This window comes from Mesomycoplasma hyorhinis ATCC 17981, assembly GCF_000383515.1.
Lineage (GTDB): Bacteria > Bacillota_I > Bacilli_A > Mycoplasmatales > Metamycoplasmataceae > Mesomycoplasma > Mesomycoplasma hyorhinis.
On the sequence record NZ_KB911487.1, the window covers coordinates 1 to 13,071 of the forward strand.

At 25.3% G+C, this 13,071-nt stretch carries 17 protein-coding genes; 11 read left to right on the forward strand and 6 right to left on the reverse strand.

Features of this window, described 5'->3' with window-relative positions; all coding sequences use genetic code 4:
* Window positions 1-406 precede the first annotated feature (406 nt).
* The 6 genes from F801_RS04215 to F801_RS0100960 all read left to right on the forward strand — a co-directional run bounded on the left by F801_RS04215 (window position 407) and on the right by F801_RS0100960 (window position 3,089).
* On the forward strand, window positions 407-646 hold the full coding sequence (locus F801_RS04215) for a hypothetical protein (protein ID WP_080639013.1): 240 nt from the start codon (window positions 407-409) through the stop codon (window positions 644-646).
* 144 nt (window positions 647-790) lie between these two features.
* Window positions 791-1,228: a sialidase family protein gene (locus F801_RS04005; RefSeq protein ID WP_020104503.1), complete on the forward strand. Its 438-nt coding sequence runs from the start codon at window positions 791-793 to the stop codon at window positions 1,226-1,228.
* 54 nt (window positions 1,229-1,282) lie between these two features.
* The gene (locus tag F801_RS0100945; protein WP_014582723.1) at window positions 1,283-1,621 is read left to right on the forward strand and encodes a hypothetical protein; all 339 of its coding nucleotides are present in this window, start codon (window positions 1,283-1,285) and stop codon (window positions 1,619-1,621) included.
* Window positions 1,622-1,646: 25 nt separating this feature from the next.
* Window positions 1,647-2,300 (forward strand): sialidase family protein, encoded by a 654-nt coding sequence (locus F801_RS0100950; RefSeq protein ID WP_013302376.1) that lies wholly within the window; start codon window positions 1,647-1,649, stop codon window positions 2,298-2,300.
* A 93-nt stretch (window positions 2,301-2,393) separates the two neighbouring features.
* Window positions 2,394-2,747, forward strand: a complete 354-nt coding sequence (locus tag F801_RS0100955; protein WP_014582724.1) for a hypothetical protein — start codon at window positions 2,394-2,396, stop codon at window positions 2,745-2,747.
* Window positions 2,748-2,759: 12 nt separating this feature from the next.
* A complete protein-coding gene (locus F801_RS0100960; protein WP_013302375.1) occupies window positions 2,760-3,089 on the forward strand; it encodes a hypothetical protein in 330 nt (109 codons plus the stop codon).
* A 113-nt stretch (window positions 3,090-3,202) separates the two neighbouring features.
* On the opposite strand, the gene F801_RS0100965 is transcribed toward F801_RS0100960, so the two are convergent.
* Window positions 3,203-3,538 carry a hypothetical protein gene (locus F801_RS0100965; protein WP_162467377.1) on the reverse strand — a complete coding sequence of 112 codons (336 nt, stop codon included), beginning with the start codon at window positions 3,536-3,538 and terminating at the stop codon, window positions 3,203-3,205.
* Between the two features lie 443 nt (window positions 3,539-3,981).
* Here F801_RS0100965 and F801_RS04345 point away from each other — a divergent pair, with 443 nt between their 5' ends.
* The gene (locus F801_RS04345; RefSeq protein WP_014335691.1) at window positions 3,982-4,122 is read left to right on the forward strand and encodes a hypothetical protein; all 141 of its coding nucleotides are present in this window, start codon (window positions 3,982-3,984) and stop codon (window positions 4,120-4,122) included.
* Window positions 4,123-4,225: 103 nt separating this feature from the next.
* Here F801_RS04345 and F801_RS04300 read toward each other — a convergent pair whose 3' ends face one another.
* Complete coding sequence (locus F801_RS04300) at window positions 4,226-4,390, reverse strand: hypothetical protein (protein WP_155225891.1); 165 nt, start codon at window positions 4,388-4,390, stop codon at window positions 4,226-4,228.
* Window positions 4,391-4,433: 43 nt separating this feature from the next.
* Here F801_RS04300 and F801_RS0100980 point away from each other — a divergent pair, with 43 nt between their 5' ends.
* The 3 genes from F801_RS0100980 (at window position 4,434) to F801_RS0100990 (ending at window position 8,401) form a co-directional block, all read left to right on the forward strand.
* Entirely contained in the window at window positions 4,434-4,838 is a 405-nt protein-coding gene (locus tag F801_RS0100980) for a hypothetical protein (protein WP_020104506.1), read from the forward strand.
* Window positions 4,839-4,903: 65 nt separating this feature from the next.
* Window positions 4,904-5,449: a DJ-1/PfpI family protein gene (locus F801_RS0100985; RefSeq protein ID WP_014335689.1), complete on the forward strand. Its 546-nt coding sequence runs from the start codon at window positions 4,904-4,906 to the stop codon at window positions 5,447-5,449.
* Between the two features lie 384 nt (window positions 5,450-5,833).
* Window positions 5,834-8,401 (forward strand): ZmpA/ZmpB/ZmpC family metallo-endopeptidase, encoded by a 2,568-nt coding sequence (locus tag F801_RS0100990; RefSeq protein WP_020104507.1) that lies wholly within the window; start codon window positions 5,834-5,836, stop codon window positions 8,399-8,401.
* Between the two features lie 118 nt (window positions 8,402-8,519).
* Here F801_RS0100990 and F801_RS0101000 read toward each other — a convergent pair whose 3' ends face one another.
* The 3 genes from F801_RS0101000 to F801_RS04350 form a co-directional block, all read right to left on the reverse strand.
* The gene (locus tag F801_RS0101000; RefSeq protein ID WP_020104508.1) at window positions 8,520-10,910 is read right to left on the reverse strand and encodes an alpha-amylase family glycosyl hydrolase; all 2,391 of its coding nucleotides are present in this window, start codon (window positions 10,908-10,910) and stop codon (window positions 8,520-8,522) included.
* Between the two features lie 19 nt (window positions 10,911-10,929).
* Complete coding sequence (locus F801_RS0101005) at window positions 10,930-11,913, reverse strand: hypothetical protein (protein ID WP_020104509.1); 984 nt, start codon at window positions 11,911-11,913, stop codon at window positions 10,930-10,932.
* Window positions 11,914-11,982: 69 nt separating this feature from the next.
* Window positions 11,983-12,141 (reverse strand): hypothetical protein, encoded by a 159-nt coding sequence (locus F801_RS04350; protein WP_020104510.1) that lies wholly within the window; start codon window positions 12,139-12,141, stop codon window positions 11,983-11,985.
* 85 nt (window positions 12,142-12,226) lie between these two features.
* Here F801_RS04350 and F801_RS0101015 point away from each other — a divergent pair, with 85 nt between their 5' ends.
* A complete protein-coding gene (locus F801_RS0101015) occupies window positions 12,227-12,427 on the forward strand; it encodes a hypothetical protein (RefSeq protein ID WP_020104511.1) in 201 nt (66 codons plus the stop codon).
* Here the strand turns inward: F801_RS0101015 and F801_RS0101020 are convergent.
* Entirely contained in the window at window positions 12,424-13,062 is a 639-nt protein-coding gene (locus tag F801_RS0101020; protein ID WP_020104512.1) for a GumC domain-containing protein, read from the reverse strand. The genes F801_RS0101015 and F801_RS0101020 overlap by 4 nt on opposite strands.
* Window positions 13,063-13,071: the final 9 nt, after the last annotated feature.

The following is a 13,071-nucleotide window of genomic DNA, read 5'->3' on the forward strand; positions in this document are numbered from 1 at the left end:
CTTTTTTGTATTTTTTTACACATTCTAATTTAAATTCTAATGAATATTTCATAAAAAATCCCCTTTTCTATTTTTCTAGGAAAAGGGGATCTGCTCAAAATCAAGTAAAAGTTTTTTAAATTATGAAATTTAGGACTAAAAAATTTTAATTTGCTTGCTCTAATTACTATTTACATTTATGTAAATTCATTAATCATAGTTTAATTTATAAAAATATCTTTATAATTTAATACTTTTTTAGTTGCGAAATATTGTATACCATTTTTTAATCTTAAAAAATAATTAGAAAATCATTTTTTATAACTTTACCAAGAAAAAAGTGTTCAAGAATACCCATTTTGAAGTGTTTTTTTCATAAAATAAGTTTACTAATTAATTGATTATTTAGTAAACAAAACGAGGAAAAATGAAAAGCAACAAAGTCTTATTATCTTCAATAGGTTTACTCTTTTTACCTGCATTTGTATTTTTAAGCTGTGCATATAATCCTGCTGTAAGTCTTAGCAAAGCATCAATTAATGCATCAAAACCACCTGAATCAATAACTAATAACTCAACACCATCTAATATTTCAAATAATAAATCTGAAATAAACAACAAACCAAAAACACAATCACAAGTAGTTCCAACCAAAACTTCTCTTTAAGCTCAGTTTAATGAACTAGAACAAAAATGAAGCAAAATCAAGGATAGTAAATTAAAAAATACTGCAAATCCTTTAGTAAAATCAGCAATAGAATATTGAATCAAAACACTACAAATTGCTTTTAATAGAACCAATTTTAACCCAGTGTTAGCTAGTACAGGACTTGATGTAATTGTTGTAAAACTAAAAGAATTCGAAAACTCAATTGATGTGTTAGCAACACAAAAAGAAGGCAATCATAACACTAATTCTACTTCAGCATCTAATCAAACACAACCAGTTGTAGTTTCTTCTTTAGAAGAAAAAAGAAGCAAAATAAAGCAAGACTTGTATTCTTCAATGCTGGAAAGGCAACATTTTAATATTAAAAAACTTTCTTCTTCTTCTAGTTCATTATCATCTAAAGAATATGGATATTATTCATTTGTTAATCCAAGAATTAAAAAATTAGCAGATGGTGAAGTGCTATTAAGTGCAGATGGAAGAGAATTCAATGATAAAGATATTAATAACAGAATCAATCAAGTTTTATTACATTCTGAAGATGGAAGATCAACTTGGATAAAAATATTACTCAAATAGTATCTGTAGGTGGAGGTAAAACAAATATTGGAACTGCTAACTCAGAATCTTTTATTGAAGTCACTAATCCAAAAAATCCTCCAGAAAAAAATTAATTATATTTTTAATATTTGATTACCTAATTTTAATTATTCATGATATAAAAAACATCGTGCAGAATTTGTTAATAATTCTTTAAATTGAAGAAGATTTTACATTTTTGATAATAAAACAGAGTACACAAAATACAAAGATGCAACTACAGCTGCAAGTGATACAAAATATATAGCAAAACCAATTTTATTTAATGGTGAACCAAACTGATGAAGAATTTATAAAGTTAAAAATAATGTTGAATTCAAAGATATAAACGCTAACACTGAATTAGAAGATACAAAAATTTTATCTTGATAATAATTAAGATCCAGTAACTAGAAAAATGACTGGTAATGTTTATAAAAATGTTGAAGCAACACAAGTAAAATTAAAGCCTAAATTTTTTCAACATCTATTAAAATATGATTCATCAATTTATGAAATTTGAAATTACAATCCAAGCTCTAACAACGCTTTAGATGTTAAATCTTCAAATATTAGAACTCTTTTAGCACCTTTTCTTGCTGGTTCTATATATGATGTTGAACAAGAAAGAACGACATGAGCCAAAGTTGAAAAAGTTCAACAAGGAATAAGAGTACAAGTATTCGACAAATCTAAATTTTTTGCTTTTGATGAAGGTTCCAAACTTTATTCTTTAGAATCATATAATAATGGAAAAACTTGAGCTAATCTTAGAGATTTAGGCTTTCAACTATCTTTAGAAGATGGTAAAAAGTTAGGAAATTATTTTGGTGGTTTAATCTCAGGTTCAGGTAATGGTATTGAGCTGCAACATCAAAGTGATAATAATAAAAAAACAAATGGTAGAATACTTTTTACAGTATATTGATGAACTTGATCAGATCCTAATAATTCAAGCAGTGTTCAAAAACAAGAAGGAATATGAATTTACTCAGATGATCAAGGTCAAAGCTGGCCTCGCTTAGCAAAAGATCCAATAAAAGATGATACTTTTGAGTCTACATTTATTTAAATATGATTCTGGCAAAATTTTCATCAACAAAAAAGTACAAGCACACATCGAAATGCGACTTTAGTCTCAGATATAAGTGCTTTAAATCCACAAATGACTAAATTAGCTGTTGATAATAACAATGTTTTCTCCTCAAAATGAAATCAAGGATTTGCAGTTTTTAATTGAGATAATAATCTTTATTATCTAATTTCTGCACCTAAAACTGGCACTACTAATGGAACACTGTTTTTATACAAGGGAACAGATTTAACTCATCCAATTAAAGCATTTGAAATTACAGATTCAAATACAGGATTTACCAATTCAGTAATTGAAATTACATATCGTCAAGGTAATTATTTTGAGTTTGCAGTTGGTTATGAAACATATGAAAATATTTCAAAACTTAATTTAGCTTCAGGTAAATTAATAAAAGTTGACAAATTCGCAATGGTAATAAAATAAAGGAAAAAGCAAATGAAAATTTTAAGAACAAAAAAATTATTTCTCATTTTAGCAACATTTATTCCAACATTACTTTTAATAAGTTGTGCATATTCTCCTATTGTAAGTCTTGAAAAAGTTAATAATATTAATACAACAACACAACCTGTTCACAAAGCAAATGTTAGTTCTCAAAATATTATAAATTCAACAACTAAAAATAACTCAACTACTTCAAATACAAAGCGAAGTGAAGGAAAAGTAAGTGATAATTCTACTAAAGATTCCAAATCTAATAATTCACAAACAACAACTGAACAAAACAATTCAAAATCAAGCAAAAATCCTTCAAATACAAAGTAAAATGAAGCAAATAAAACATCTTATTTTACTCTACAAGTTGATTTACACAAGCTTCAAAAACAAAGAGATGAGGATGTAAAATTAATAAAATTTTCAATTTATAATTCTTTAAGTTATAACATTAAACAACTTTCAGCATCTATTCCACTTGAATCTTTTACTAATAAAGTTCATTTATTTAATATTCCTGCTATTAAAAAATTTCAAAATGAAGCATTAATTCTTGATTCAGATGCTAGAGAATATAATACAAAAGATAGCTTTAATATAGCAAAACAAGTAAGTAAATTTTCAACAGACGAAGGAAAAACCTGATCAGATCTTCAATCAATTGTAAAAGTTGGAGGAGGAAAACACAATGCTGGACTTGCAGTGGATGGATATTTTATATCAGTAGAAGATTCAGAAAATCCTTCAAAAAACAAGCTAATATTTGTTTTTGATATCACTCAACCTGATTTTTCTTTATTTAATTGATACAAAAAACCACATAATGAAATAGTAAATTCCAATTTAAGAAATTGAAGAAGGTTTTACATTTTTTAATTCTCAAAGTGATGCAACTAACTATGCAAATGGTGGTTATACAAGAGAAAATGATAATTATTTAGCTAAACCAATTATTTTCAATGGAGAAAAAAACTGATGAAAAGTTTATAAATTACCTTTTAATGTTAGTTATGAACAAGTTAAAGCAACTTCTAATTTAATTGATACAAAAATTTATGTAAATAATAATTATAATCCAACTACAAAAACTATTTCTGGAAATGTTTACAAAGATGTTGAAGCACATCAAAGTAATAATGATAAAAATCAATATACTTTTAATGAAGATTTATCAAGATATTTAGATGGATCTATTTATGATTTTGCAGATGTTAGACCTGATGTGCAAAATCACAAACTAAAAAAATATGCATTTGATGGTGGGCTTCAATTGTATTCATTAGAATCATATGATAATGGACAAGCTTGAGCTAATCTAAATGGTATCGATATGAGTATAAAAAATGATAATGGTACAAATTAAGCAAGATATTATGGTGGATTACAAGCAGGAGTTGGTAATGGAAATCAGCTTAAACATCAAAAAGGCGATAATAAGGATTTAAATGAACTTTATTCTTCCCAGTTTATTGATTTATTAATCTAAATCCAGAAACTGGAAGTGAAAAATTAGTTCAACAACAAACATTTATTTTTTCTAAAGATCTTGGTAAAACTTGGTCTCTTTTAGATCCAAAAGCTTCAAATACATACACAGAGTCCATTATAAATGAAGACGAAAAAGGTACCATTTATATTAATCAAAGAAATTTAAGTCATTATCCAAAAGTTATGATGTCAACAGATGGATTAAAAACTACTTCAAGAGTTCCATTTCAAAGTGATGCTTCACAACAATATGATACTTATGTAGCTCAAGGATTTTTAAAAATAAGTGCAAATAATCAAGACTACTTTTTAATTTCTGCAGCTCAAGGTCCAGTAAGAATTGGTGGAAAAATCTTCTTATATGAAGGTGATTTGACTAATAGAAAAACAATATTTAATGTCACAGGAGATTCCACACCATTTTTATACTCAGCACTTGAATTACTATATCAAAAAGATAATTACATTGAATTTGCACTAGCTTATGTCATTGTTGATAATAAATTAACTATTGCTAATCTAAGTGATGGATTAAGTATTTATGTTGAAAGATATGGTTTGTATTTAAGAGATCTAGTTAAACTAGCTTAAATAATTTCTTTTAAAAAAACATTGAATTATTTCAGTGTTTTTTTAATTTATTTTAAAATTAAATTATGAAATTATTAATTATTACATTAGAAAACTTTCAAGATTTAGAATTAGTTGGTTTTTTAGTAACAGTTAAAAGAGCAAAAATATTCAATGAAATTAGTTACTTCAATTTAGAAAAAACAAGTGTAACTGGTCAATTTAATATAGTTAAGTTAACAACAAATACAACACTTAATTACCAAGAATATGATGCAGTTTATATTCCAGGAGGAAGAGCCGCTCAACAATTAAGAAAAGACAAAAAAACTTTAGAAGTTATTAAGTATTTTCTAGATAATAACAAATGAGTTTTTGCAATTTGTGATGTGCCAAATGCCTTATATGAAACCGGATTATTAAAAGGATATAAATTTGTTGGTTATCCAATAGAAAATCAACAAAGACCACAAGGTTTTTTTCAAAATAAATCAGTTGTTGTTTCTAAAAATTTAATTAGTGCAAAATCAGCTGAATATGCAGTGAAATTGGGTTTAAAAGTTATAGAAAAATTAGCTAACAAAGAATTATCAATATCTGTGTGACAAGCTCATTCAGGAATTTTGAAATAAAAAGTTAAGATTTTAAAGGTTGTAAATAAATTCCTCATAGTAATAGAATTTAATTACATTATTAAAGTAAATTAGAAGAAAAAATGAAGCAAAACCAAGCAAATAATAAAAAATTAAAATCAATTTATTAATTATTAATAAAAGCTATAAAGTCTTATCACTTCAAAACTTTTATTTTTTAAATATCCACATTTTAAAATGGATATTTTATTTACAAAAAAATAGAGAAATTAAATTACCTTATTATTTTATATAATTGTAAACACTTTTAAATTATTGATTTTTGTTTTAAAAAAATAATAATAAATTAATAATTTTGTAAATTTAGTAAATATAATTAAATAAAAATAAAATGACAATAATCCTTTGATGAAAAGAGATATTATGTACAAAAACAAGAAACGTTCAATTTGATTACTGAGTTCAGTTTTTACTTCAAATTCATTATTGATTACTTCATGTGCTAGTACAGAAGCTAAAAGTGAATTTTCAGAACAAGACAAGAAAGAAATTGAAGAAAAAAATCAACAAATTACAGATTTAAAATTACAAATTGAAAACATCAAAATTAAACTACAAAATGCTTCAAAACAAGGGGTAAATGCCTCAATTAATGATAATGAAAATGAAAAACTTAAAGAGCAAATTGCACAACTTCAAGAACAAATCAAAATTCTTGAAGTTCAAAAACAGAATGAATTAATGAAATTAAAAAATGAAATTGATAATTCAGCAAATCAACAAAGGCAAATCACAAAGAAAAATGAAGCAAAAATTAACAAATTAAACCAAGACAAAAATGATTTAGCAAAGAAAAATTCAGATTTTTTTCAGATTCTTAAAAATGATGAATTATACAAAAATTTTGATCAAGTTAGTTATTCACCAACTTTATTTAATGATAGTCAATCTCTGCTTAGTAGCTCAAAGTATTTACTAGAAAATAGCTTTGAGCAAGAAAAACTAAAAATAAAAGAGATTCTTTCACCTATTTTAGCACAAGACATTTTAATAAATACAAAATCCAATGTTACAGTAGAAAATTACAAAGATAAAATAATAAAAAACAAATCAAAAATTTTATTAGCTCTTTCATATATTAGAAAGTGATATGACTTTAATATTGGTGATTTTAACTTTAGAAAATTTATTTTGTATGATAATCCAAATCTACACACTGAGAATAAATCAATTTTGGAATTTTTAATTCAAATCGGTTCCAAACCAACTGTTGATTATGAACCACAAAACTTAATAAATTTTTACAATGATAATTTAAAAAATATTATTGATCCTAATAAAGATTTTTTTGATTTTATAGAGTCAAAAGTAAAAGATAAGTTTCAAAACATAAGTGTTGAAACTTGATTTAATCAACAAATTAGTCAGTTTTTATATCAACCTGAAATTAAGCTATTTGCTTCAGAAAAAGAAGTAATATCAACAAAAACAAGTTTGTGAACAAAGTTGACTTCTGATAAATTTAAATCTCAGTTTTCACATTTAATTCCAACACTTTTAACTGCTAGAAATCAAAATAGTGGTTTATTTGTAGTTAATACAATTGGTGCAGTTATTTTTGGAAATCAAAAACTTTATGATAGCTTGGATTTAGGTTTGGATAGAATAAGTGATAACAATGATTTAAAAATTAAATTGAAAAAATTTGGTGATAGATTAGAAGGATTTTTTGAATTTTACTATAATTTAATTTCCAAAAATTTTAAAGACAAATTATTTAATAAACTATTTATATTTGATTCATTATGAGAAGGCAAAAATAGTTGATTATCACAAGAAAAATTACTTGATAAGACCAAGCCAGCTTCATATGATTTTTTCTCAGTCATTGATTATTGAGGACCCTCTTTTGAATCAAATCAACAAAATACAACTTTAAATAAGTCAGAAGATGTTATGAAGTTAATCCAACCAAGATTTTTAACTGAACTTGGTATACAAAACATTATAAAAGAAATAACAAACAATCTCAAAGATATTATTTTTGAAAATCATAAAGTTAGAAAAAATGTTAAAGAACAAATGTTGGATTTTGATTTTGCAAAATATCTTTTTGATTCAAGATTTTTTATAGGATTAACTTCAGTAGGACCAGATTCTGAAATTGGAAAACTAAGTTATCAAACCATTAATTATTCTAACTTAGAAGACTTACAAAAAAGATGAAAACATGCAATGGAACTTGTTTATACTCTTGAAAATATAGAAGCTGATTTAAAGCTTAATTTAACAAAAAACTCAAATAATTCGAATAAAACAGAAGAAAATAAAGCAAAATTATTTTTAAAAGTTTCTACAGACCAAAATTCAAATAATAAATTTTCTACTGTAGAACAAAGTGAAATTAATTCAATAACAACAATGGAACAATTAGTAGATAGAGATTATGTTTCTTCTTGGGGATATACACCAGATGATAACAATAATTCAGATTTTGATTTATTTACAGCTTTTTACGGAACTGCTGATAAAGAAAATGGAATTACAGGAACTTTTTCAATGAGAAGAATTTCTTTTGAATTATTAGCTGAATTTGGTTGAGAAGAAGGAATTATAAATTACTTAACAAATAAACTCAATAAAAACAATGATGCAGAAACCATTAAAGCTATTTTTAGTGCAAAAACTTATAATAACTTAAAAGATTTCAAAAAAGCTATGTATAAACAAAACAAAGAAAAACAAAATAAATTAAAAGAAGTTGAAGCAAAAGGATTTACAAATAAATACAAATCAGAAAAACTTAATTACAACACAATAAAAAAAGTTTTATCTGAAGCACTTGAATATGATTTATCAATTAATATAACATCTAAAAATAGCTATAACAATTTAAGAGATTCTTATTTTTATGTATACAAACGCCAAATTTTTAGTAGTTATTATATTGCAACTAATGGATTTAAAGATTCTATTTATAAAGATGAGTAATAAAAAGAAAATTAAAAAAAAGAGATGTTATATATCTCTTTTTTTTAATTTTATATTCATAAATAAAGAAGAAAAAGAAGGAAATTTGATTCAAAATTAGCGGTTTTGTTTGTTGTTTTTAGCTTTTTGGTTTTAGTAAGTAAATACCAAGTCTTAACATTCCACTTCCGTGAATTTGTACATCATTAGAGTTAGGATTTACTATTTTTAAATTTTCAGAATAAATAGTTTTAGCTATTAAAAACTTATCAGATTTAATTGATAAATTAGCTTTTGGTCTATTTCCTCAAGAATAAATTATTAACAAATAAGTTCCATCATCATTTTTTCTTGTAGTAATTTCTGATTCATACAAAGCTTCAGCTGTATTTTTTCAAATGTATACTAAATCATTTGGATTTGTAACGTATTTTTCATCCATATCCCGAAGTGATGGATATTCTTGTCTAGTTTTAATTAGTGTTTGAATTTTATGATAAGAAGATTTTGGATTATTTACTATATCTTCAATAAAACCTTGTCCAACAGAAGCATTTGTTGAAATTATTTGATCAATATCACGACTATCTTGGAAAAAGACTCTTCTTCTTAAATCTTTTCAATAAAAAGCTTCTCTTACATTTGTATCAGGTGATTTAGTTGCTCCTTGCATTAAAATTTCATTTCCATTGTATAAAGTTGGTAATCCTCCTCGGGATAGCAAAGAAAATAAAGCATATTGATAAGCAGAAGATTCTAAATCAGAAAGTTTATGTGGACTTACTGTTACAGGAATATGTCATTGACGTTTAAAATTATTAATTCATCTTTCAACATCATGATTGTCTAAAAAAGCCATTCATTCATGTTTTATATTGTTTTGGGTTAGCGATTTAATAACATTTTTTTCATCTTGTCAATTTAATGAAACATTAGTTTGTAATTTCCACTTAGTACCATCAATTACAGAAGATAATCCTTGATTGTCTTTTGCTCAGTATTGTCTAATTTCACTAGCAGCTGGATCGCTTCATCATTCTCCAAATAATAAAGCTCTTTTCGATGCTCTATCGACTTTTGCTTCTTGGGCTTGCTTGTATGTGTCTTCAACAATTTTTCTTCAACGAGCAAATAAATTTGTTGTTTTTGAACTATCTAAAGTAGGTTTGTGTGGATTTTTTGATTTAAAATAATGTTCAAAAGCATCATATCTAAATCCATCAACTCCTTTAGCAGCTCAAAATTTGTGTACATTATCAAGTTCGTGTAAAACATCTAGGTTATTCAAGTTTAAATCAGGCATACCAGATCAAAATTGTGCAACTCATTTTAGTCTTGAAGGAGTTGGATTTTGTTTAGGATCTAAAGGATTGTAAACGCTTTTGAAGTATTGAAGAATATTGTCTTGACCTTCGGATTCATAATGTTTACCATCTGGTTCATACATATAGTAATATTTTTGGTACTTTTTATCCCCAGCTAAAGCCTTTTGGAATCAAGGATGTTCGTAAGATGTGTGATTTAAAACCATATCAATAACTACTTTAATTCCTCTTTTATGAGCTTCTGTTAAAAAGTCTTCAAAAGCTTTCATTCCTCCAAGCTCAAGAGCAACATCTGTGTAGTCAATTACATCATATCCATGATATGTAGAAGAAGGATGGATTGGTGAAAGATAAAGAGTATCAATTCCTAAATTTGAAAAATATTCCAGTTTATCTTTTAATCCTATAAAGTCTCCAATTCCATCATTATTTCCATCAGCAAATGAATAAACAGTGAGCTGATACATCACATTTGATTTTTTGGCTTTGGTGTTAAATGGAGCGATAAATTTGACATTTTTTGCTTCATTTTCATAGCTTAATTTATTTAAATTATGTTCTTGAATGTACTTTGCAAAATAAGGTGCACTTCAATTTTTTAATTTTTTAAGTTTAAAAAGTTCTTGATATTGTGCTGAGGATTTTAGTTCTTCAATTGAATAATTTTGTACTCTTACTTGACTAGTATCTACTTTTAACGTATCTCAAATGGGTTCTTTTGCTTCAACAAAATCCAGTTTTGGATCATGAAAAATCACAGGTGGAAGAATTTGGATTTGTAGAGTTTGTTGGTTTGGAAGTTTGAAAACTTGATTTTCTGATTTGATATAATTAAAAGCATATTTTCTATTTTCTAAAGCTTTGGTAGTTCCAAAATAAGCATTATCGATTGCGCTTTTGCTGATTTTTAATTCAATGTCTTGATTATCTAAATTAATTACTCAACTTTTATTAGTATCTAATTTTGCATTAGTTTCTATTCAGAAAATACTTTTAGTTGGATTGTTGGAAGCATTTGAAGAAATAGATGATAAAACTCCAACATTTGCTTGATTTTGTATTGTATTTGTAGAATCTGTTTTATTATTGTTAACTAAAGTTTTGTTATCTTCTTGTGTTTGTGAACAAGATAAAATCAACAATGAAGAAGAAGTTACTAAAGAAAATGAAGCAATTTTTAAAAATAAGCTTGTTTTTTTGTTCATATTAATTAGTTAAAAGTTTTTAATTTCTATGTTCTTGTTGATTTTGTTTTACTTTATTTAAATTAGTTTGTAATTGATCATATTCTTGTACTTTTTTATCAAATTCAGCAAATGAAACATTGGATTTTATAAGTTGAGAATCGTTTGTTTTTTTAGGAATCAAACCTGTATCTGTATAGTGTTCTAAGGAATGTTTGATAATAGCAAGATTTAAATAATTAGCAAAATAATAAAGAAAATCATCACCAATTTTATTGATATCAGCGTGTTTGTCTTTTAATATATTAGGTAAAAAAGAAGTCACTCTTTGTTTTACTTCATTTTTCTTAGTTTTGATTCCATTTTTACCATTTAGAGAAGAAGATAATGAAGAAATTAAAGCATTAACACTGTGTAAATCATCTCCTTTTTCACCGTGATTTTGATTATCATCTAATCCAAAAATAAAATAATTTTCAAGATGTCTTAAATGAAATCCAATGTTATCAACTTTGTATGGAGTATATCCGCTATTGAATTTTGCTTCATCTAATTTTTCTTTTGGAACTATATAAGTTTCATGTTTATTATCTTTAACTGCATAAAATTTATCTAAACTATCATAACCAAACATTGTTGCCATAACATTTCTTAAACCAGTAGTTTCACCAAATTCTGATTTAATATTTTGAGATGCTTGACTATCATAATCACTTAATTCTTTTAGCATTGAATCATATTGATTTGTATTATGGAAATTTGTTTCATCCATAGGTTTATCGGAAGTTTTTGTTTCTCAAGGAATTAAAGTACTTTTTTCAAATTCGCTATGTTGACCATTTTGACTATTTACTAAAACAATTTTATTTGCAAGATTTTTAAATTTAGTTTCAATTTCTTGTTTTTTTGTTTTTACATATTCTTTTAATTTTGCTTCATTTTGTTGATTTTCAAGCGCAAGAGAAGTAAATAATTCTTTGTAATCATTTTCAATTTTAAGTTTTTTAGTTTTTCAAGCTTGCACTTTGTTATTTAAAGCAGTTTGTAAAGTAACAATATCAGATTTTATTTTTTTTAATTCATCAAAAGATTTTTAATCTAAAGAATCTTTAAATTCAGCTACTTTAACTTGCGATGCTTGACTTTCTTGTTGATAATTTCCTAAACTAGGATCTTTTTCAGCTTCAGATTGTGTAAGCAATTCTTCAGATTTTTGAAGGCTTTGTTGAACATTCTGCTTTTCTTTTTCCATTTGTTCTTTATTAATTTGTTGTTGATTATCTTGTGATTGTTCATTATTTACAGGCTGATTGTTTTGAGGATTGTGATTATCATTTGTGGTATTTTCTACATTAGAAGAATTTTGATTATTGTCTGTAGATGGACTTTTATTTTGTGTATTAAGATTTTCTTCATTGTTTTGAGATGTTGTGTTTGTTTTTTCTTTAGTTTTTGAAGAAGAAGAAGAAGAAGAAAAATCTTCTGGTTTTTGTTTTTCTTCTGTTTTATCGGTTGTTTTTTCTTGATCTTCTTTTTAATTATTAGATGATTTTTCTTTATTATCTGCTTTAATTTGTCCATATTTTTCACTTGTTTTGTTATAAGCACTTACTAAATTACTATATTCTTGTTCTAAGTTCTCTTTTTTGTATTCTTTAAAGTCTTTTGTAAATTCACTGTATTTTTGTTTGAAATCTTTAATTTCTACTACTTCATTTAAAGAAGGATCATTATCATTGTAAATTTGATCAAATTTTGCTTCATTTTGCTTGAACTTTGATTTTAAACTTGTTCATTTTTCTTCTAATTCTCTATAGTGAAGTAAATTAGATTTAGCTGAATCCAGCTTGTTTTTGATATCTAGTGCTTTTTTATCGGGATTAGACAAATCAGAGTTTATTTCTGAAACTTGTTTTAGTAAAAAAGCTAAATTTATATCTAAAAAATTACCATTAACTAATTCTTTTTTATCATAATATGTTTGTAGTTCAGTTTTTTTGTTATTTATATCGTTTTCTAAAGTTTTTAAATCTGTTGAAATTGCTTGTTTTTGCCTTGCATCTTGTTTTTGATTTTCAGATTTGGTATCAATTGTTTGACAAGAAACAAAAGTTAGTGTAGGAACTATACCTACAACAGAAACAAAAGCAAATATATTAAGTTTTTTTGCCATTTACTTAAT